The 21,406-nt window shown below is 74.0% G+C and carries 14 protein-coding genes and 1 pseudogene; 9 read left to right on the forward strand and 6 right to left on the reverse strand.

The annotated features are described in order from the left end of the window. Positions 1–17: 17 nt before the first annotated feature. Positions 18–2,558, forward strand: coding sequence for a DNA helicase PcrA (gene pcrA / locus RZ84_RS21870; protein ID WP_043265706.1), 2,541 nt, complete (start codon positions 18–20; stop codon positions 2,556–2,558). Positions 2,559–2,603: 45 nt separating this feature from the next. On the opposite strand, the gene RZ84_RS21875 is transcribed toward pcrA, so the two are convergent. Both RZ84_RS21875 and RZ84_RS21880 read right to left on the reverse strand, forming a co-directional pair. Next, positions 2,604–4,187, reverse strand: coding sequence for a M23 family metallopeptidase (locus RZ84_RS21875; RefSeq protein WP_043265707.1), 1,584 nt, complete (start codon positions 4,185–4,187; stop codon positions 2,604–2,606). A gap of 247 nt (positions 4,188–4,434) precedes the next feature. Further along, the gene (locus tag RZ84_RS21880) at positions 4,435–5,268 is read right to left on the reverse strand and encodes an alpha/beta fold hydrolase (RefSeq protein ID WP_043265708.1); all 834 of its coding nucleotides are present in this window, start codon (positions 5,266–5,268) and stop codon (positions 4,435–4,437) included. 363 nt (positions 5,269–5,631) lie between these two features. On the opposite strand from RZ84_RS21880, the gene RZ84_RS21885 reads away from it, so the two are divergent. After that, a complete protein-coding gene (locus tag RZ84_RS21885) occupies positions 5,632–6,090 on the forward strand; it encodes a cobalamin B12-binding domain-containing protein (protein WP_052230083.1) in 459 nt (152 codons plus the stop codon). 17 nt (positions 6,091–6,107) lie between these two features. On the opposite strand, the gene RZ84_RS21890 is transcribed toward RZ84_RS21885, so the two are convergent. Both RZ84_RS21890 and RZ84_RS21895 read right to left on the reverse strand, forming a co-directional pair. Further along, the gene (locus RZ84_RS21890) at positions 6,108–7,796 is read right to left on the reverse strand and encodes a DUF5691 domain-containing protein (protein ID WP_043265709.1); all 1,689 of its coding nucleotides are present in this window, start codon (positions 7,794–7,796) and stop codon (positions 6,108–6,110) included. 94 nt (positions 7,797–7,890) lie between these two features. Next, the gene (locus tag RZ84_RS21895) at positions 7,891–9,318 is read right to left on the reverse strand and encodes an SWIM zinc finger family protein (RefSeq protein ID WP_043265710.1); all 1,428 of its coding nucleotides are present in this window, start codon (positions 9,316–9,318) and stop codon (positions 7,891–7,893) included. 169 nt (positions 9,319–9,487) lie between these two features. On the opposite strand from RZ84_RS21895, the gene RZ84_RS21900 reads away from it, so the two are divergent. The 5 genes from RZ84_RS21900 to RZ84_RS21920 all read left to right on the forward strand — a co-directional run bounded on the left by RZ84_RS21900 (position 9,488) and on the right by RZ84_RS21920 (position 16,939). Beyond that, positions 9,488–10,615, forward strand: coding sequence for an ATP-binding protein (locus RZ84_RS21900; RefSeq protein WP_043265711.1), 1,128 nt, complete (start codon positions 9,488–9,490; stop codon positions 10,613–10,615). Next, on the forward strand, positions 10,612–13,293 hold the full coding sequence (locus RZ84_RS21905) for a DUF5682 family protein (protein WP_241777806.1): 2,682 nt from the start codon (positions 10,612–10,614) through the stop codon (positions 13,291–13,293). Before RZ84_RS21900 ends, RZ84_RS21905 begins: the two co-directional genes overlap by 4 nt. After that, positions 13,290–14,552, forward strand: coding sequence for a VWA domain-containing protein (locus RZ84_RS21910; RefSeq protein WP_078894069.1), 1,263 nt, complete (start codon positions 13,290–13,292; stop codon positions 14,550–14,552). The genes RZ84_RS21905 and RZ84_RS21910 overlap by 4 nt, the downstream gene beginning before the upstream one ends. Positions 14,553–14,686: 134 nt before the next feature. Next, complete coding sequence (locus RZ84_RS21915) at positions 14,687–15,616, forward strand: hypothetical protein (RefSeq protein WP_157878878.1); 930 nt, start codon at positions 14,687–14,689, stop codon at positions 15,614–15,616. Positions 15,617–15,709: 93 nt separating this feature from the next. Beyond that, the gene (locus tag RZ84_RS21920; RefSeq protein WP_043265713.1) at positions 15,710–16,939 is read left to right on the forward strand and encodes a hypothetical protein; all 1,230 of its coding nucleotides are present in this window, start codon (positions 15,710–15,712) and stop codon (positions 16,937–16,939) included. Between the two features lie 245 nt (positions 16,940–17,184). On the opposite strand, the pseudogene RZ84_RS35150 reads toward RZ84_RS21920, so the two are convergent. Continuing rightward, positions 17,185–17,472, reverse strand: a pseudogene (locus RZ84_RS35150) (peptidoglycan-binding protein); the annotation flags it as partial. Positions 17,473–18,189: 717 nt separating this feature from the next. Between RZ84_RS35150 and sucC the strand changes: the two are divergent. Together sucC and sucD are read left to right on the forward strand one after the other, a co-directional pair. Next, complete coding sequence (gene sucC / locus RZ84_RS21930) at positions 18,190–19,368, forward strand: ADP-forming succinate--CoA ligase subunit beta (RefSeq protein ID WP_043265714.1); 1,179 nt, start codon at positions 18,190–18,192, stop codon at positions 19,366–19,368. 21 nt (positions 19,369–19,389) lie between these two features. Then, complete coding sequence (gene sucD / locus RZ84_RS21935; protein WP_043265715.1) at positions 19,390–20,274, forward strand: succinate--CoA ligase subunit alpha; 885 nt, start codon at positions 19,390–19,392, stop codon at positions 20,272–20,274. 129 nt (positions 20,275–20,403) lie between these two features. Here the strand turns inward: sucD and RZ84_RS21940 are convergent, their stop codons facing one another. Continuing rightward, positions 20,404–21,312, reverse strand: a complete 909-nt coding sequence (locus tag RZ84_RS21940) for a hypothetical protein (RefSeq protein WP_043265716.1) — start codon at positions 21,310–21,312, stop codon at positions 20,404–20,406. Positions 21,313–21,406 lie beyond the last annotated feature (94 nt).

Here is a 21,406-nt window from a genome sequence, read left to right on the forward strand (position 1 = left end):
CCTAGACTCGGTGGGCGATGAGCAGCCTCTTTGACGACAGCTTCCTGGCGGACCTCGGGCCCTCGGACGAGGAGCCCCCGCCGCCCCCCGAGGACGAGCACGGCCCGGCCCCGGAGGAGATGCCCGCTGACCTCTTCGGCGGCAGATTCGACGCGCCCGTGCCCAGGGAGGCGTACTACCGCGACGGCGCCGCCCGCCCGGCCATCGACCCGGCGGCGCTCCTGGAGGGGCTCAACGACCAGCAGCGGGCGGCCGTGGTGCACACCGGCAGCCCGCTGCTGATCGTCGCCGGCGCGGGTTCCGGCAAGACCCGGGTGCTGACCCACCGCATCGCGCATCTGCTGGCCGAGCGGCATGTCCATCCCGGCCAGATCCTCGCGATCACCTTCACCAACAAGGCCGCCGGCGAGATGAAGGAGCGCGTGGCCGAGCTGGTCGGTCCTCGCGCGGGTGCCATGTGGGTCTCCACCTTCCACAGCGCCTGCGTCCGCATCCTGCGCCGCGAGTCCAAGAAGCTCGGCTTCACGTCGTCCTTCTCGATCTACGACGCGGCCGACTCCAAGCGCCTGATGGCCCTGGTCTGCCGTGATCTGGATCTGGACCCCAAGCGCTTCCCGCCCAAGTCGTTCAGCGCGAAGATCTCCAACCTCAAGAACGAGCTCATCGACGAGGAGAGCTTCGCCGGGACGGCGGCCGACGGTTTCGAGAAGACGCTGGCCGAGGCGTACGCGATGTACCAGGCGCGGCTCCGCGAGGCCAACGCCCTGGACTTCGACGACATCATCATGACGACGGTCAATCTGCTCCAGGCGTTCCCGGACGTCGCCGAGCACTACCGCCGCCGCTTCCGCCACGTCCTCGTCGACGAGTACCAGGACACCAACCACGCCCAGTACACCCTCGTCCGCGAGCTGGTCGGCCCCTCCCCCACGCTCGGCTCCGCTCGCGCGGGGGGACCCCCATCGGCCGAGACGCCCGCCGCCGAGCTGTGCGTGGTCGGTGACGCGGACCAGTCGATCTACGCCTTCCGCGGCGCCACGATCCGCAACATCCTCCAGTTCGAGGAGGACTATCCCGACGCGACCACGATCCTGCTGGAGCAGAACTACCGCTCCTCCCAGACGATCCTCTCGGCCGCCAACGCCGTCATCGAGCGCAACGAGAACCGCCGCCCCAAGAACCTCTGGACGGACGCCGGCGCCGGCGCCAAGATCACCGGCTATGTCGCCGACACCGAGCACGACGAGGCCCAGTTCGTCGCCGACGAGATCGACCGGCTCACCGACGCCGGCGACGCCAAGGCCGGCGACGTCGCGGTGTTCTACCGCACCAACGCCCAGTCCCGTGTCTTCGAGGAGATCTTCATCCGGGTCGGGCTGCCCTACAAGGTCGTCGGCGGTGTGCGCTTCTACGAGCGCAAAGAGGTCCGCGACATCCTCGCCTACCTCCGGGTGCTCGCCAACCCCGAGGACACCGTCCCGCTGCGCCGGATCCTCAACGTCCCCAAGCGCGGCATCGGCGAGCGCGCCGAGGCCATGATCGACGCCCTGTCGGCGCGCGAGAAGATCACCTTCCCGCAGGCGCTGCGCCGCGTCGACGAGGCGTACGGGATGGCCGCCCGCTCCGCCAACGCCGTCAAGCGGTTCAACGTCCTGATGGAGGAGCTGCGCACGATCGTGGAGTCCGGGGCCGGCCCCGCCACGATCCTGGAGGCGGTCCTGGAGCGTACCGGCTATCTGGCCGAGCTCCAGGCGTCCACCGACCCCCAGGACGAGACCCGGATCGAGAACCTCCAGGAACTCGCCTCCGTGGCCCTGGAGTTCGAGCAGGACCGCGGTGCGGAGGCGGAGACTCCGGGCGCCGCCGCCCCGGGCGGTACGCTCTCCGACTTCCTGGAGCAGGTCGCGCTGGTCGCCGACTCCGACCAGATCCCGGACGAGGACGAGGAGGGCACCGGCGTCATCACCCTCATGACGCTGCACACCGCCAAGGGCCTGGAGTTCCCCGTCGTCTTCCTGACCGGCATGGAGGACGGGGTCTTCCCGCACATGCGCTCGCTGGGCCAGACCAAGGAGCTGGAGGAGGAGCGCCGGCTGGCCTATGTCGGCATCACCCGCGCCCGCGAGCGGCTCTACGTCACCCGCTCGACGATGCGCAGCGCCTGGGGCCAGCCCTCGTACAACCCGGCCTCGCGCTTCCTGGAGGAGATCCCGGACGACTATGTCGAGTGGCGGCGGCTGTCCCCACTGGGCAGCGGCCCCGCGACGCCGTCCGCCTCGATGGGCGGCCTCTCGTCCGGCGGCGGCCTCGGTGGGGGCGTGGGCTCCTCGCTGTCGTCCGCGCGCTCCAAGGGGCCGAGCGGTTTCGCCACCCGGCGCGCGAAGGACCGCCAGGTGGTCTCGCTGGCCGTCGGCGACCGCGTCACCCACGACAGCTTCGGACTCGGCACGGTCGTCGGCGTCAAGGGCAGCGGCGACAACGCCGAGGCGACGATCGACTTCGGCGGCGAGAAGCCGAAGCGGCTGCTGCTGCGGTATGCGCCGGTGGAGAAGTTGTAGCGGGAGAAGTGGTAGCGCCCGCGGGCGACTTCACCGACCGCGGCCTCAGTACGGGTTGAGATCGTGGCCGCGCAGCCACGGGAGCGGGTCGACGGCCGATCCGCCACCGGGGCGCACCTCGAAGTGCAGATGCGGGCCGGTGGAATTGCCGGAGTTGCCGGAATAGGCAATCTGGTCGCCGGCCTTGACCGATCCGGAACGGATCTTGGCGCTGCTCAGATGGCAGTACCACGTCTCGGTCCCGTCGGGCGCGGTCACGATCACCATGTTCCCGTAGGCGGAGTTCCACTGGGTGCGCACGGAGCCGTCGGTGGCGGCCATGACCGGGGTGCCGTAGCTGACCGGGAAGTCGATGCCGGTGTGCACCGACATCCAGTTGACACCGGCCTGTCCGAAGAGCGCGCTCAGTCCGTGCTGGGTGACCGGCAGGACGAACTTGGGGCGGGCCGCCTCCTTGGCGGCGGCCTCCTCCGCCTTGCGCTTGCGCTCCTGCGCCTGCCGCTCCTTGAGGTCGAGACGCTCCTGCGTGCGGCTGGCCCGTTCGCGGAAGTCCTGGGCGCTGGCGCTGAGTCCGGCGAGCTGGCTGTCCAGCTTCTTGTTGGCCGGGGCGGCCTTCTTGACGGATCCGCTGTCCGCCGTGGCCTGCGTGGTCGAGTTGTCCTTGCCGAACTGGCCGACGGAGGCGGCGGCAGCCGCACAGACACCCATCGCGGCGACCGACGGTACCGCGACGGTCAGCAGCGCCGAACGCTTCGCCGGGCGCCGCCGCCCCCGGCCGCCGCCGCGGACCGCCTTGCCCGCCTCGGGGCTCTTGACGCGCCGGGAGGCGGCGGCCGGGGCCGGGGCGGCGACGGGCATGGCCTGGGTCTTCGCATCGGCGATGGACGCCGGATCACCGGTGGTTCTCGGCTCGGCGGCGGGGTCGGCATCCGGGGCGGCCTGCGGGGGCGCCGCCTCCTCTGGGCTGTCGTACTCGTAGGCGACGGAGTCGTGTTGGGCGCTCTCGGCGGTGCCGTAGGTGCCGGTGTCGCTCCAGGCCGTGGCGTCCCACTGGACCGTGTCGGCCGCCGGCGGGCCGGCCTGCGCGGGGATGCCGGGGGCGTAGTCCGCGGTGGACCAGATGGCCGTGGCCTCGTGGCCGCCGGGTTCCCGGAGGGCGGTGGCGGTCTCGTAGCCGGTGGTGGCGTAGGTACCGGTCTCGTACGCGGCGGAGGGGTAACTGCCGTTGTGGTACGTGCCGGTGGGGTGATTCCCGGTGTCGTACCCGGACCCGCCGGGGTAGCCGGCGTAGGCCGCGCTGTCGTAACTGCCGGTGTGCTCGTAGGCGGTGGCGTCGTAGGCGCCGGTGTCGTAGCCGGGGGAGTCGTAGGCGGTGTGGGCGTACGGGTCGTAGCCGGCGGTGCCGTAGCCACCGGCGTCGTAGGTGGTGGGGTAACTGCCCGTGCCGTACCCGGCGGTGGCCTGAACGTCGGCCGGGTGGCCGCCGGTGCCGTAGGGCCCCTGGTCGTACGAGCCGGGGAGCGGGCCGTAGAGGGCGTCACCGTCGCCGTATGCCGGGGGCTGTGCACAGGAGGCATCCGGAGCAGGGGCGGGGTGAAGCTGAGCCCCTGATGGGTGACGGTCGTCCACCAACTTCTCTTTCGCCTCGGCTGCAGGAGAATTAGCGGCGACTGTACCCGGCAGTACGCGACGGCGACAATCTTCCGGGACTTTCGGGCTCGGCGGGATGGGGCGGCCGGCCGCCTTCCGGCAGCGCGCTCGCGCGCTCTTGGCGCGTCGTTCGAAGAACGTTCGACAAAGCGGCGACAAGGTGCCGACAAGGTGCCGACGAGAACCGCCGGACGCCGGCCGGACTTTCACCGAACGGCGCCGGCCGTCAGGCCACCGAAATGGCCGTGCCGGCCGATTGTGCCGTCTCCGCCGAGGTCAGGGAATTCCTTATACCGGCCGCCACGGTGCCGTTGACCGGCAGTGCGAGATGCCCGACCCCGGCGACCCGGATGTTGTCCGCGCGCAAATCGGGGTGATCGATTCTGGCGGTCTCCGCCGGCACCATCACCTGATCCGCTTCGCTCCAGAACGCGACGAACCGCGTTCGGCAATGCGCCGCCGGGCGCGCCAACTCCGCGATCACATCGGAATCCGGGCGCATTTGCCGGACGATGGGATGCGCCGACATCAGGGGCGCGATACGGGTGCCGGAGTGCGGTGTGCCGAGCGTGATCAGCGTACGGACACGGGCGTCGCCGCCGAGGCGCTGCACGTAATAGCGGGCTATCAGGCCGCCGAGGCTGTGGCCCACGATGTCCACCCGCCGGTGGCCGGTACGTGCGCACACCTCGTCCACGTGGCGGCTCAGCAACTCGGCGGCGTTGCGCAGATCGCAGGTCAGGGGGGAGTAGTTGAGCGCCTCGACATGGCGCCAGCCGTGGCGGTGGAGGGAGCGGCGCAGCAGCACGAAGACCGAGCGGTTGTCGATGAAACCGTGGAGCAGCAGGACCGGCGGATGGGCGCGGCCCTCGGTGGGGAGGAGGGCGGGCGCGCCCGGAGCGGTGGCGCCGTCCGGCGCGGACCGTCCCCGCGCCGGGGGGAGGGGTGCTTCCTGGGCGATGCCGGTCGGGTAGAGGAGGAGATGGCCGGCCAGGATCGCCAGCTCCACGAGCGTGCTGCGGAGGAGAAGCGGTGCGGTGAGAACAGGCAGAGCCCCCATGGCCGACCTCCCGAACGGCATGCGGAAGGCGGCTGTGACCCCCGTATGCCCTCGCGGGAAGCCATGCGCAGCGGCGGCGGAAGTGCGGCGGTGCGCGCGACGGCCCGGCTGCGGCTCCCCGGACGCCCGGACCGCGTGACCGTCGCCGGCCGTCCCTGGCGGCGACGCGACACGCGGAACACGGTGCGTAGCGAACATGTCCCATGTGTGATTTCCCCCTCGCCGCATGTCACGAAACGGCTGGGTACGGGATGCTGGAGATAACGTTCGTTCACGCTCGTGGCCGCCGGTTCGCGGTCGCGCGATCGATTGTCGGCTCGGCGGCACCGCCCCGCGGATGCCGTGCATGGCTTGGAGGCAGTGATGAGTGTGGCGCGGCAGGACGGGGCGCAGACGGGGAGCCAGGGCGCGGCGGGCCGGTCCGGGCCGATCCGGGTCGTGGTCGCCAAGCCGGGGCTCGACGGGCACGACCGGGGTGCCAAGGTGATCGCGCGGGCGCTGCGCGACGCCGGTATGGAGGTGATCTACACCGGGCTGCACCAGACCCCGGAGCAGATCGTCGACACCGCCATCCAGGAGGACGCCGACGCGATCGGGCTGTCCATCCTCTCCGGCGCGCACAACACCCTCTTCGCGAAGGTGCTGTCTCTCCTCCAGGAGCGCGACGCGGCGGACATCAAGGTCTTCGGCGGCGGCATCATTCCCGAGGGGGACATCGCCCCGCTCAAGGCGCAGGGCGTCGCGGAGATCTTCACGCCGGGGGCGACGACCGCCTCGATCGTGGACTGGGTCAACGCGAACGTGCGCCCGCTGGCCGTGTGAACCCGCTCCCGGGGCGGTCATGAGCCGGCCCCGGCCAGTTCGGCGTGCATGGTGGCGCGCAGCCGGAGGGTGCCGACCAGGCGCTGGAACGCCTCGGACCAGTAGCCGCCGGAGCCGGGCGAGGCGCCCTCGGGCTCGTCCGTGAGCGCCGTCAGCATGTCGAGCCGGTCCGCCGCGGCCGGGTCCAGACAGCGCTCGGCCAGCCCCATCACCCCGCTGAAGCTCCACGGATAGCTGCCCGCGTCGCGGGCGATGTCCAGCGCGTCGACCACCGCGCGGCCCAGGGGTTCGGACCAGGGGACCGCGCAGACGCCGAGCATCCGGAAGGCGTCCGCGAGGCCGTGCACGGCGATGAACTCGGCCACCCACAGGGCCCGTTCCTCCCCGGGTAGGACGGCCAGCAGCCTCGTCACATCCCGCGACGAGCCGCCCGGCGCCACCTCCGCGGCGGCCTGCGCGGCGCTGCCGGGCGCGCCCAGCAGCGCCCGCGCCCAGCCGGCGTTCCGCTGGCGCACCGCGGCGCGGCACCATGCGTCGAGCAGCTCGGTCCGCCGGTCGCCGGCCACCGGGAGCGCGACGATCTCCGCCGGGCCGCCGCCCCCGAGGTGCCCCGGCCAGCGGTCCAGGGGCGTCGCCTCCACCAACTGGGCCAGCCACCAGGCGCGTTCGCCCCGCCCGGAAGGGGGCCGGACAAGGACGCCGTCCCGCTGCATCCCGGCGTCGTACACGCGGGGCGGATCGATCGTGATCACGGGCTCGCCGGCGGCCCGGTCGTCCAGGGCGACGCAGCGCAGCGCGCGCTCCGCCATCCGGGCCGCGAGCGCGGAGTTGGGCAGCGCGGAGAGCAACTCGGCGGCGGTGCCGCGGACATTGCGGCTGCGGTCGGACAGCGCCTGTTCCAGGAAGGGCTCGTCGCCCGCCGACAGGACCTCGCCCAGGGAGTCCAGGAACATCAGGCGGTCCTCGGCGCGCTCGGTGGCCCAGGTGGTGGCGAGCAGCTCCAGGCCCGCCCGCGGGTCGCGGCGGCGCAACGCCGTGAGCAGGGCGACGCGTTCGGCGAACAGGCCCTCCTCCCAGAGGCGCCGTACGGCCTCCGGGTCGCCGGCACCCGGCAGCGCGGCCGGGCCGCCGAGACCGCGCAGCGCGAACCTCCACGCGTCGTTCAGCCGCGCCAGCCACAGGGCGCGCGGGCCCGCCAGGGCGAGCGCGGCGGGCCGCAGGTCCGTACGGGCCCTGGCCGCATCGAGGAGCGCGGGGAGCAACGCCTCGGGGGCGCGGTAGCCCCGCTCGACGGCGGAGGCCAGCCACTGGGGCAGGAGTTCGGTGAGATCGGGGGCCGTACCGCGGCGGCTTCCGGCGCCGGTGCCGCTGCGGTCGGCGAGCAGCAGGGCGAGCCTGCGCCGCGCCGCGGGCGGCAGCGGGGGCCGCGGGTCGGCCGGGGCCGGGGCGGGCCGCTCACCGGCCGGCGCGGGGCGCAGCGCGGCGCGCCGGCGCACCGTGCCGACCGCCGCCGCGTCCAGCAGGGCCGCCGCGGCGCTCTGCCCGGGGCGGACGGGCACCGGCGGCGTCCGCCGCTCGGCCCCGAGCAGGGCGGCGCCGACCAGATCGGACCAGGGGGCCGGGGAGGCGGAGGGGAGCCGGGGGACAGGGGGTGTGGCGGCGGCGGTGGGCGCGGGTGTGGGTGTGGGTGTGGGAGGGGTCGTCATGCCCTTCCTCCAGGTGGGAGTGGTGCACGGATGTGGGGCGTCGCTGGTGGACGCGGTCGGCCGGGGGCCGGGGCGCGCGGGCGCCGGGCCGGGGTCAGACGGCCAGCGGCACCGGCGCGGGGTCCCACACCGTCAGGGGCAGGAAGCCGCGGTGGCCGCATTCGCCGAAGACCGTGAGCGGGGCGCCGCCCGATATCGCCGCCAGCTGCCAGACGGCCGCAGCGCGCAGGCAGCGCGGGTCGAGCGGCAGCGCCGACTCGCCGTCCGCGTCGGCCAGTTGCCACCCCTCGCCGTCCCGGGCCGGTATGGGCGTGACATCGGTGAGCACCACCGGCCAGGCGTCCAGCCAGGGGTCGTCGCGCAGCGCGTCACCGTATGCGGCCAGGGCGGCGTCGATACCGCGGCCGGGCGGGACCGGGCCGGGCACCGCGGGGGCGTGCCGTTCGCCCAGGGCGGCGCGCAGCGGGCGGGCGGCCGGGTAGTACGCCAGGTCCGCGTCCAGCAGCAGGCCGGGGGGCAGGGCCGGGTCCAGGGGGCGGTGGCCGCCCCCGAAGGAGAGGTGCAGCGCCATCCGGCCGGTCCGCTCACCGCGCAGGAAGATCCGCCGGGTGGTCAACGCGCCGTCCTCGCCGTCCTGTTGGGCGAGGATCAGCCAGCGGTCCCGCACCGTCGCGGCATCCGGGCCGGTCAGCAGGCCGGCGGCCTCCGTGGTCAGCCCGACGCGGGAGCGGACGGTCGCCGCGAGCGGGGCCGGCAGCCGGTCGATGCCGAGGAACCCCTGGTCGAGGAGGTGCAGCAGGGCGCACTCCTCCAGGAGGCGGGACGGCCAGTCGGCGCCGGCACCGCTGATCGCACCCAACTCCCGTACTCGCGCGGCGAGTCCGGGGGCCTGCGCGTCGACCATCCGGGCGGCGGTCTCGTCCCAGGAGCCCCCGCCGGGCCCGGCTCCCGCCGAGGGGGAGGCACCGCCGGCGCGGCCCGCCGCGGCCAGGCCGGCGTGCAGCAGGTCCTCCAGGCGCTGCTCAAGTTCCCTGGCCCCGGCGGCGATCCGCCGCATCCGGCGCTCCGCCCGCCGCTCGGCGGCCTCCGGGGCCGCGGGCGCGCGGGACGGGGCGCCGCCACCGGGCGTCGCCCCGTCCGGCGGCCGTCCGGGGTGCTCGCCGCGCGCGGCCAGCCACTCGGCCGCCCACGAGGGCGGCTCCCCGGCCGCGACCGCCCCCGGCTCCCCGCCATGCCCGCCGGCGCCCGTCCCGGCCCAGAACAGCAGCAGGCCCAGCGCGTGCTGGCACGGGAACTTGCGGCTCGGACAACTGCACCGGAACGCCGGGCCCTTGACATCCACGACCGTCCGGTAGGGCTTCTTGCCGCTGCCCCTGCACTCCCCCCACACCGCGCCGTCGCGCGCGCCCGTCTCCGACCACGAGCCCGGCGCCGCGAGCCTGCCGCCCGCCGTGACTGATGCCTCGTCAGGCGCCAGTGCGAGCACCTGATCCGTCGTCCAGCGTTCCCCCTGCGGATTCATGTCCCCGACGCTACGACGCGGCACTGACAATCGCCCCCGCCCTCGCGGTTTCCGCAGCTCAGTGGCGGTTTCCGGGGGATTGTCAGTGGCGTGGTGCAGGCTGGGAACCGCAAGCGGCCGGCGGTGAGTTCGCGGGGTGCCGGCCGCGCATCGCGACGAGGGGGAAACGATGTCCGAGAACACCGAAGCGACGGCGGCCGGCGAGCGGGGCACCGCCGGCGAGGCCCTCCGGCCGCACGCGGAGGACACCTTCGCGAACGAGCTGACGGCCCTCGCGGCGGCCGACGACCGGCCGCGCCCGGAGCGCTGGCGGCTCTCACCGTGGGCGGTCGCGACCTATCTGCTCGGCGGCACGCTCGCGGACGGCACGGTCATCACGCCGAAGTACGTCGGCCCGCGCCGGATCATCGAGGTCGCGGTGGCGACCCTGGCGACGGACCGCGCGCTGCTGCTGCTCGGGGTGCCGGGGACGGCCAAGACCTGGGTGTCGGAGCATCTGGCGGCGGCCGTCAGCGGCGACTCCACCCTGCTGGTGCAGGGCACCGCCGGCACGCCCGAAGAGGCGATCCGCTACGGCTGGAACTACGCCCGGCTGCTCGCCGACGGCCCCGGCCGGGAGGCACTGGTGCCCAGCCCGGTGATGCGCGCCATGGCACAGGGGATGACCGCGCGCGTCGAGGAGCTGACCCGCATCCCGGCCGACGTCCAGGACACGCTCATCACCATCCTGTCCGAAAAGACCTTGCCGATACCGGAGTTGGGTCAGGAGGTGCAGGCCGTCCGTGGCTTCAACCTGATCGCCACCGCCAACGACCGCGACCGCGGTGTCAGCGAACTCTCCAGCGCCCTGCGCCGCCGCTTCAACACGGTCGTGCTGCCGCTGCCCGCCACACCCGAGGAGGAGGTCGAGATCGTGACGCGGCGGGTCGCCCAGATCGGCCGCTCGCTCCGGCTCCCGTCCGCGCCCGAGGGGCCGGACGAGATCCGCCGGGTCGTCACCGTCTTCCGCGAGCTGCGGGACGGCAGCACCGCCGACGGCCGCACCAAGCTCAAGTCGCCCTCCGGGACGCTCTCCACCGCCGAGGCCATCTCGGTGGTGACCAACGGGCTGGCGCTCGCCGCCCACTTCGGGGACGGCGTGCTGCGCCCCGGGGACGTGGCCGCCGGGATCCTGGGCGCGGTCGTCCGCGACCCGGCCGCGGACCGGGTCGTCTGGCAGGAGTATCTGGAGGCCGTGGTGCGCGAGCGCGACGGCTGGAAGGACTTCTACCGCGCCTGCCGCGAGGTGGGCGCATGACCGGGGGGAGCGCGGCCGAGCCGGTGCTGCTCGGGGTGCGGCACCACGGCCCCGGGTCGGCCCGGGCGGTGCGGGCCGCCCTGGAGCAGTACGCGCCCGGCGCGGTGCTGATCGAGGGCCCACCGGAGGCGGACGAGCTGGTTCCGCTGGCCGCGCGGGACGATATGCGCCCTCCCGTGGCCCTGCTCGCCCACGTGGTCGACGACCCCGGCCGCGCGGCGTTCTGGCCGCTGGCCGAGTTCTCGCCGGAGTGGGTGGCGCTGCGCTGGGCGCTGGCGCACGGCGTTCCGGTGCGCTTCATCGATCTCCCGGCGGCACACTCGCTGGCGATGGCGGCCGAACCACCGGCGGAATCCGCGGCCGGGCCGGGTGCGCAACCGGGGGCCGGGCCGGAGGCGGCGGCAGCGCCCGCGGCGCGGGTCGACCCCCTGCGCGTACTGGCCGAGGCGGCCGGTGACGACGATCCCGAGCGCTGGTGGGAGGACGTCGTCGAGCACCGGGGGGCATGGGGGTCGCCCCGTGCATGGGGATCGCCCCGCGAATGGGGGGCGCCCCGCGAATGGGGGTCCCCCCGCGTGAGCGCAGCCGAGCGTGGGGGAGCAGCCGAGCGTGGGGGAGGATCGGGCGCGGACGCGCTGGCTCCGTTCGCGGCGCTGGCCGAGGCGATGACGGCGCTGCGCGCGGCCCACGGGGACGGCGGGCACCGTCACGACCCGGTGCGCGAGGCCCATATGCGGCTCCGACTGCGGGCCGCGCGCCGGGAGTTCGGGGACCGGATCGCCGTGGTCTGCGGGGCCTGGCACGTGCCCGCGCTGGCCCGGCGCACCACCGTGGCCGCCGACCGGCAGCTGCTCAAGGGCCTGCCCAAGGAGAAGACCGCGGTCACCTGGGTGCCCTGGACGCACCGGCGGCTGGCCCGGCGCAGCGGGTACGGCGCCGGAATCGCCTCCCCCGGCTGGTACGGCCATCTCTTCGGTGCCCCCGACCGCCCCGTGGAGCGCTGGCTGACCAAGGCGGCCCGGCTGCTCCGCGAGGAGGACTACCCGGTCTCGTCGGCGCATGTCATCGAGGCGGTGCGGCTCGCCGAAGCGCTGGCCGCGCTGCGCGGGCGCCCGCTGGCCGGGCTGGCGGAGCTGGACGACGCCGTCCGGGCCGTCATGGGCGGGGGCTCCGACGCCCCGTCCGCGCTGATCCACGACCGGCTGGTGGTCGGCGAGGTGCTGGGCGAAGTGCCCGAGGACGCCCCTGCCGTCCCGTTGCAGCGCGATATCGCCCGCATTCGGCGGACGTTGCGGCTCAAGCCCGAAGCGGCGGAGCGGGAACTGGAGCTGGATCTGCGCACGGAGACCGACGCCGGACGCAGTCGGCTGCTGCACCGGCTGCGGCTGCTCGGCATCCCCTGGGGCGAGCCCGTCCGCTCCCGGGCCGGGAAGGGCACCTTCCGGGAGACCTGGCGGCTGTGCTGGGAGCCGGAGTTGACGGTACGGGTCGCCGAGGCCGGTATCTGGGGAACGACCGTGCTCGCGGCGGCCACCGCCAAGGCCGCTGCGGACGCCTCGGCGGCTACGGCCCTCGCCGAGGTGACCGTGCTCGCCGAGCGCTGTCTGGTCGCCGGGCTCCCCGACGCCCTGCCGGTGGTGATGCGGGTGCTCGCGGACCGCGCCGCGCTGGACGCGGACGTCGGCCACCTCGCCCAGGCGCTGCCCGCGCTCGTCCGGTCGGTGCGCTACGGGGACGTTCGGGGCACCGACGGCGCGGCGCTCCGCGAGGTCGCGCTCGGGCTGGCCGAACGGATCTTCGTCGGGCTGCCGCCGGCCTGCGCCGGGCTGGACGCGGACGGAGCGGCGCAGATGCGGGGCCATCTCGACGCCACCCAGCAGTCCGTCGGCCTGCTCGGCCAGGTGGCCGGGGCGGCCTGCTCGGCCGGGGCGACCGGGGCGGCCGGGGCGGCCGGAGAGCCTGCGGCGTCGCTGCGGCAGCGCTGGGCCGTGGTGCTGCGCACGCTGAGCGAACGGGACGCCGTACCGGGCCTGATCCGCGGCCGGGCCACCCGACTCCTGCTGGACGACGGGCAGTTGGACGACGGGAAGTTGGGCGACGGCGGGGCGGAGCGGCTGATGGCGGCGGCGCTCTCGCCCGGCACCCCGCCCGCCGACGCCGCGGGCTGGATCGAGGGCTTCGTCGGCGGCGCAGACGGCGGGATGCTGCTGGTGCACGACGAACGGCTGCTGGCCCTCGTGGACGGCTGGTTGACGAGCGTGCCGGCCGCCGCGTTCACGGACGTGCTGCCGCTGCTGCGCCGGACGTTCTCGGAGTACGAGGCCGGTGCACGGCGCATCCTCGGCGAGCTGGTCCGCCGTGGCCCGGCCGCCGCCCGGCACCCGGCGGGCGGCCCTTCGGCCGCGGCGGCACCCGGCTTCGGCCCCGGCCTGGACCGTGACCGCGCCGCCGCCGTACTGCCCACGCTGCGGCTCCTCCTGGGGACGGACCGGGACGGGGGCGGGGACGGGAACGGGAGCGGGGGTGGAGGTGGAGACGGGGAACGCAGTGACAACGCCGATGCCGGCAATGCCGCTGATGCCGGCAATGCCGACACCGGCGACATGGACACTGGCAACGCGTACGCCGGCAACGCGTACGCCGGCAACACCAACATCCTCATGGGGGCGGGGAGATGACCACAGAGACTGGAGCGACCACGGCGACCACGGCGACCACGGCGACCACGGCGACCACGGCGACCACGGCGACCACGACAACCACAGCAACCACGCCGACCACCGAGCGGCTGCGGCGCTGGCGGCTGGTGCTCGGGGACGCCGGGGCGGACGGCACGGGATGCGAGCTGCGGGGGCGGGACGCCGCGATGGACGGGGCGCTGGAGTCGCTCTACGGACAGGGCCGGGCGGGCGGCCGGGGCGGCGGTGGCGGCGGGCGGCGCACGGCCGGGCTCGGGGCCTCGGCCCCCGGGGTGGCGCGTTGGCTCGGGGACATCCGGACGTACTTCCCGTCCTCCGTGGTGCGGGTGATGCAGCGGGACGCCATCGACCGGCTGGGACTGTCCGCGCTGCTGCTGGAGCCGGAGATGCTGGAGGCCGTGGAGGCCGACGTCCATCTGGTGGGCACACTGCTGTCATTGAACAAGGTGATGCCGGAGACGACCAGGGAGACCGCGCGGGCCGTCGTCCGCAGGGTCGTCGAGGATCTGGAGAAGCGGCTCGCCACCCGCACCCGGGCCATGCTCACCGGGGCGCTGGACCGCTCCGCGCGGATCAGCCGGCCGCGGCACCGCGATATCGACTGGGACCGGACGATCCGGGCCAACCTGAAGAACTACCTGCCGGAGTACGGGACGGTCGTCCCCGAGCGGCTGATCGGACACGGCCGGGCCGCGCGGTCGGTGAAGAAGGACGTGGTGCTCTGCGTCGACCAGTCCGGGTCGATGGCGGCGTCGGTGGTGTACGCCTCGGTGTTCGGGGCGGTGCTGGCGTCGATGCGGGCCGTCGACACCCGGCTGGTGGTCTTCGACACCTCGGTGGTCGACCTGACGGACCGGCTGGACGATCCGGTGGACGTGCTGTTCGGGACGCAGCTGGGCGGCGGTACGGACATCAACCGGGCGCTGGCCTACTGCCAGTCGAGGATCAGCCGCCCCGCCGAGACCATCGTGGTCCTGATCAGCGACCTCTACGAGGGCGGCATCCGGGACGAGATGCTGAAACGGGTCGCGGCGATGAAGTCCTCCGGGGTGCAGTTCGTGACCTTGCCGGCGCTGTCCGACGAGGGGGCGCCCGCCTACGACCGGGAGCATGCCGCGGCGCTGGCGGCCCTGGGGGCACCGGTGTTCGCGTGTACGCCGGACCTGTTTCCGGATGTGATGGCGGCGGCAATCGAAAAAAGACCGCTGCCCATACCGGACATGACGGAGCAACGGTGACAGGAGTGCCGGAGGGACTTGCACGGCACCTGGTCGGTCGTGCAAGGATCAGCGCATCGCTCGATCACCCGTGACGCGCGCGACACCGAGGCACTGTGCCCGGGTGTCCCCGTCCGTATGGGAAGGTCCCCTCCTTGTCCGCTGTGCTCGCCATGCCTGCCGCCGTGCGCCTGCCGCGCACCGTGGTCGTGCGGCGCGCGCTGCTGTCGGGGCTCTTCCTGGTCGGCTTCCTCGCTCTCGGCTTCGCCTTCGGCACCGGCGCGCACGCCGCCGACCTGGGGCAGGCCGACGGCCGCTCGGGCCCGCAGGCTCTCACCGGAGCTCCGGCTCCGGGCGGGGCCGCGGCCGGAGCCACCACCCCGGACCGGGCCGCCACCCGGGCCGGGGCGACGTACCGCTCCTCCGGACTGCCGTCCTCCGACGCCGCGTTGGCGCGCGAGGGCGCGACGGCCCGGGACCGGGCCACCCGGCGTACCGGCGCCGCGGCCGGTGCGGTCGCCGATGTCGTACGTCCCGCCGCGCGAGCCGCCGCACCGGTCGCCGACCGGGTCGCCCGGCCGGTGGCCGGAGTGGTCGGTGCCGTCAAGGAGATCGGCGGCCTCGGGGACGTGGTCGGCGGTGCGCTGCCGGTCCATCTCCCGTTCGGTGAGCTGCCGGGCCGTCCCGGCGACGGCGTTACGCCCGGTCACGGCGGGGCGTCGAGCGGCGCGCAGCCGGCCGGTGCCGGGACCGTCGCCACCGGCCAGGTCTCCGGCGCGCGGCCGGCGATCCGTCCGGCGCACTGCGCGGGCGGCGCGCAGCACGCTGCCGCCGCGCAGCCCCGTCCGGTCGTGCACCAGCAGCGGGACACCGGCCACCACGGCCTGCCGGGCCAGTTCCCGCAGGGCCCCGTGGCGCCCGCCCCGCACTCCGCGGGCGGCGGCCACGGCCCCCGTGACGGGGGTCAGCACGCCGCCTTCCCGGCGGACTCCCCGCGCTACCGGCTGCTGCCCGGTGGCGTCCGCACGGCTGATGGCGCCCCGACGCGCCGCCGTGCCGAAGAAATCCTCGAATTCCCCGGCTAGGGCAGACCGTTCCGCGTCTGTAACCGGACCTGCCGCGCGGGGGCGGGACAGGTCTGCCCGACACCACTCCTGAACTCGAAGGACTTCTCCACCATGCGCTCGAACATCCGCCGTTCCATCGCCGTTGCCGCCGCCGCTTCCGGTCTGTGGGCCCTGGGCTCCGTCGCCGCCAACGCGGCCGAGCTGCCCGCCACCCCGGACCTGCCCTCCGTCGGCTCGGTCGCCGGCGCCACCCAGCACCTGCCCACCGGCGACGTCACCAAGACCGTGTCCGGCGCGGCCGGCAAGGCGACCGGGGCCCTCGGCGGGGTCTCCGCCGACCGGCTGCCCACCGGTCAGCTGTCGCAGCTCGGCGGCGCCGTGGACGGCGCGCAGAAGCTCGTCGGCGGTGCCGGTCTCTCCGGCGTGCACGCCGACGGCATGAAGAAGGGCGACGACAACCAGGACGACCAGGGCAAGAAGGGCAAGAAGCACGGCAAGAAGTCCGGCAAGGGCCTCGACCTGGGCAAGGCCGGCAAGCTGGCCAAGGGCAAGCTGCCGAAGCTGCCCGCCACCCCGGGCCTGCCCGCCGCCGGTCTGCCCGGCGTCCCGGCGCTGCCCAAGACCCTGGCGCTGCCCGAGACTCCCGCGCTGCCCAAGGCTCCTGAGCTGCCCAAGGCCCCGGGTTCGGTCGACAACCTGCTGGCCGGTCTGGCCGGTGCGGGCATCCGCCCCGAGCAGCTGACGAAGCAGGCGCAGGGCGGGCTGGCCACCGCGCGTCCGGTCGTCGACAAGGTCGTGGCCGACGTGCAGCCGCCGGTCGTCGGCCGCGCCGTCACCAAGGTGCTCCCGGTCGCCCAGAGCGAGGTCGGCAACGCCGGCAAGGTCGCCGGTGACGTGGCCGCCAGGACGACCCCGTTCGCGACCGTCGTCGACGGCCACGCGCAGCTGTTCGTCGAGGGCCTGCGCACCGAGGCCGTCCCGTTCGCCCAGCGGGTCGCGGCCGACGCCACGCCGTTCGCGCAGGCGGTCACCGGCAACACCACCGCTCTCGCGCAGGGCCTGGGCGCCGACTCCGTGCCGTTCGCGAAGAGCCTGACCGTCGTGGTCGTGGCCGACGCGAAGGGCACCGCGACCACCACCGTCGCCGGTGCGAAGAGCCTGACCCCGCGGTCCGTGCCGTCCGTGCCCGCCGTGCCGTCCGTGCCCGCCGTTCCGGCCGTGCCGGCTGTGCCCGCCGTGCCGGCCAACCTGGCCGACCTGACCAACGCCGCCAACATCCCGGCGCTGCCCGCCATCCCGGCGCTGCCCGCCGCCCCGGCCCTCCCGGTCCAGGGCGTCTGAGGCCCGCCGGGCAACAGCCCCGGTACCGGCCGCGGCGGCGGCCGGTACCGGAAGCCGCCGGATTGATGCGGCGTGACGGCACGTCACTCCGGCGCATCCCATAACAGCCGGGCGGCCCTCTGTGGGGGAGGGCCGTCCGGCCTTGGCGTTTTCGTACGCGGATCACGGCGTCCCCAACGGGACTGACAGGGATAACGGGCCTGACGGGCCTGACGGGCCTGACGGGCCTGACGGGACCAAGTGGGCTAACGGGACTGCTGCGCCTGCGAGTTGGGGACGCGGAGGCGGTCCCGGCTGACCCGGCCCGGCACCCCGTCGGCGTCCTTGCCGTGGAAGCCGAGCCTGCGCTGCCAGGAGGCGTACGACTTGCGGTGCGCCTCGTTCCACTCCGGGCCGGGGCCGTGCCGGTAGTGGTCGCAGCCCTCGGCGATCAGCCGCCGGCCCATCGCCTCGATCACCGGTCCGCCCGCCCCCGGCCGGAAGAACTCCCCACCGGGGAACGGCTCGTACGGCGGATGCCCCGGCCTCGGCGGCAGCAGCGAGAATGGGGGAGGGAGAGCGGGTGCGGAAGAGCCCATGGCCGTGACCGGTCGGTGCCGCCGCGGTCGTGCATCCCCCCGGTACCCATCAAGTTTTCCCCCGCCCGCACCGGTGCAGAACGATCTGCCGACCGACCTGCACGGGACCAAGCCCGAAGCGCGCGGCCCCGGCTTGTGACTCCTGATGCGAAAGTGCGCAACGCGGTTTCCACCGTGGGGAGTTGAAGGGGCAAGAGGTCATTCGGGCCCCCGTGCGGAGGTGTTGTGCGGCCCGTGCGCACCTTTTCTCCAAGCGGATTCCCGCCTACCCGGAACCGGAACCGCGCCGGATGGTGCGCCCGGGTGCCGCCGGCCCCGCGTGCGAACGGCGGACGGCATCGGAGTGCACGGCGGATGGCGACACGGCCGCCGCGCCGTGACAGGCGATCCGCGGAATATGTCCCGCACCCCGTCGGCGGCATGCGGAAATGCGACGGAGAGCTAACGTGGCCTAAAGATCTGTGACCGTAATCACCGCCGGAGTGTGATCTGCGATTTAGGGCCGCGCGTCCTGCGGCGATAACCTGCGGGACGGACATGCCGCGTATCCGGACACCGTGTATACGCCTCCCCTGTGACAGCGCCGTCACGTTGCCCTTCGCGGCACGCCCATCGCAGACGAACGAACCGCGATCACTACGGCGATTCTGAGAAGACAAGGGACGGACGCGCGTGGACCTGTTCGAGTACCAGGCGAGGGACCTCTTCGCCAAGCACGGTGTACCGGTGCTGGCCGGTGAAGTCATCGACACGCCTGAGGGGGCCCGCGCGGCGACCGAGCGCCTTGGCGGCAAGTCGGTCGTCAAGGCGCAGGTGAAGGTCGGTGGCCGCGGCAAGGCCGGCGGCGTGAAGCTGGCCGCCACGCCGGACGAGGCCGTCGCCCGCGCGACGGACATCCTCGGCATGGACATCAAGGGCCACACGGTCCACAAGGTGATGATCGCCGAGACCGCGCCGGAGATCGTCGAGGAGTACTACGTCTCGTACCTCCTCGACCGCACCAACCGCACCTTCCTGGCCATGGCCTCGGTGGCCGGCGGCATGGACATCGAGGAGGTCGCCGCGACGACCCCCGAGAAGCTCGCCAAGGTGCCGGTCGACGCCAACGAGGGCGTCTCCATCGAGAAGGCCCGCGAGATCGTCGCCCAGGCGAAGTTCCCGGCCGACGTCGCCGAGAAGGTCGCCGAGGTCCTGGTGACCCTGTGGAGCACCTTCGTCGCCGAGGACGCGCTCCTCGTCGAGGTCAACCCGCTGGCCAAGGTCGCGAGCGGCGAGGTCCTGGCCCTCGACGGCAAGGTCTCCCTCGACGCGAACGCCGAGTTCCGCCAGTCCGGCCACGCGGCCCTGGAGGACAAGGCCGCGGCCAACCCGCTGGAGGCCGCCGCCAAGGCCAAGGGTCTGAACTACGTCAAGCTCGACGGCCAGGTCGGCATCATCGGCAACGGCGCGGGTCTCGTCATGAGCACCCTGGACGTCGTCGCCTACGCCGGCGAGAAGCACGGCGGCGTCAAGCCCGCCAACTTCCTCGACATCGGCGGCGGCGCCTCCGCCGAGGTCATGGCGAACGGCCTGGAGATCATCCTCGGCGACCCGGACGTGAAGTCCGTGTTCGTCAATGTCTTCGGCGGTATCACCGCGTGCGACGAGGTCGCCAACGGCATCGTGCAGGCCCTGGAGCTCCTGAAGTCCAAGGGCGAGAACGTCACCAAGCCGCTGGTCGTACGCCTCGACGGCAACAACGCGGAGCTGGGTCGCAAGATCCTCTCGGACGCCAACCACCCGCTGGTGCAGCGCGTCGACACGATGGACGGTGCGGCCGACAAGGCCGCAGAGCTGGCCGCGGCCAAGTAAGGGACGAGGACTCCAACAACCATGGCTATCTTCCTCACCAAGGACAGCAAGGTCATCGTCCAGGGGATGACCGGTGCCACCGGCATGAAGCACACCAAGCTGATGCTCGGTGACGGCACCAACATCGTCGGCGGTGTCAACCCGCGCAAGGCCGGTACCGAGGTCGACTTCGACGGCAACGCGGTCCCGGTCTTCGGCTCCGTCAAGGAGGCGATGGAGAAGACGGGCGCCAACGTCTCCGTCCTCTTCGTCCCGCCGGCCTTCGCCAAGGCCGCCGTCGTCGAGGCGATCGACGCCGAGATCCCGCTGGCCGTCGTCATCACCGAGGGCATCGCGGTGCACGACTCCGCCGCCTTCTGGGCGTACGCGAAGGCCAAGGGCAACAAGACCCGCATCGTCGGCCCGAACTGCCCCGGCCTGATCACCCCCGGCCAGTCCAACGCCGGCATCATCCCGGGCGACATCACCAAGCCCGGCCGCATCGGTCTGGTGTCGAAGTCCGGCACGCTGACCTACCAGATGATGTACGAGCTGCGTGACATCGGCTTCTCCTCGGCCGTCGGCATCGGTGGCGACCCGGTCATCGGCACCACCCACATCGACGCCCTGGAGGCGTTCCAGGCCGACCCCGACACCGACCTGATCGTGATGATCGGCGAGATCGGCGGCGACGCCGAGGAGCGTGCGGCCGACTACATCAAGGCCAACGTCACCAAGCCGGTCGTCGGCTACGTCGCCGGCTTCACCGCGCCCGAGGGCAAGACGATGGGCCACGCCGGCGCCATCGTGTCCGGCTCGTCCGGCACCGCGCAGGCGAAGAAGGAGGCCCTGGAGGCCGCGGGCGTGAAGGTCGGCAAGACCCCGTCCGAGACCGCGCTGCTGGCCCGCGAGATCCTCGGCGGCTGACGGCTCCCTCTCCGGGGACCGGCCGGCTGCCGCCGGACGGTCCCATGGCGGCACCGCCGTTCGCACGGCCGTGGGCCCGTACCCCCAAGAGGGTGCGGGCCCACGGCCGTTGTGCGGGCGGGCGGTGGCTCACCGCAGGACGTCCGGGGTGAGGCGGGCGCCGCCGTGCCGCGCGCGGGGCGCGGCCCGCCGGTACGGCGCCGCCCGGTGCTCCGGCGGGGACTGCCGGACCTGCGGGGTCGGCGAGGCCGCCACGGAGCGCTCCGGGGGCGGGGCGTGGCCGCCCGGCGTGGTGATGGCCACCGCCACCGCGGTCAGCGCCAGCAGCCCGGTCGCCCCGAAGCCCGCGCGGGTGGTCCGCCGGGTGCGCCGCTCGCTGCGCTCCCGTACGGTCCGCGCGGCCGGCGGCGCCACCGGGCGGGACGCGGTCAGCGCCGCCAGCCGGGCGTGCAGCACCTCGCCCTGGCGCCCCGGCGGCAGCCCCTTGAGCCCCAGCTCCGGCAGCCGCTCGGCGAGGTACTCGCGGGCATGGGTCAGCCGCCCGGTCGCCGCCGGGGTGCTGGCCTCCACCTCCGCCGCGGTCTCGTCCAGGCCGAGCCCGAGCCCGTCGTGCAGCAGCAGCGCGCGGCGGTACGGGGCGGGCAGGGCCAGCACCGTGTCCAGCAGCGCCTGGTCCGCGGGCGGGAGGGGCGGCGGTGCGGGCGTCTCGGGTCCGGGGCGCTCCGCGGCCCGTGGTCGCAACCGCCGCCAGGGGGCGAGCGCGTGGTCGTGGGCGGCGGCCCGCACCCAGCCCACCGGGTCCGCGTCAGCCGCCACTTCCGGCCACCGCTGCCAGGCCGTCTGGAAGGCCCGCTCGACGGCCCGGCGGGCGAGCCGGGCCCGGCCGGTGAGCAGATACACCTGCTGGGTCAGGGGCCCGGCATGCCCGTCGTAGAGCGCGTCGAAGATCGCTGACGGGACATCAGTTCCGAGCTGTCCGCCGGTTTCTGACATGGTGTCGGGGACGGGGGAGAGGTGCCGCCGGTCGCGCTGTGTCATAGGAGCAGTGTGAAAACGGGCGCCGGCGGATCCCGCGCGACACGTCGGGCAAATGCCCAGTACATGGATGAAACGGGTGTTGTTGGCAGCATGA

The sequence above is a fragment of the Streptomyces sp. CT34 genome (assembly GCF_000805335.1).
Taxonomy (GTDB): domain Bacteria; phylum Actinomycetota; class Actinomycetes; order Streptomycetales; family Streptomycetaceae; genus Streptomyces.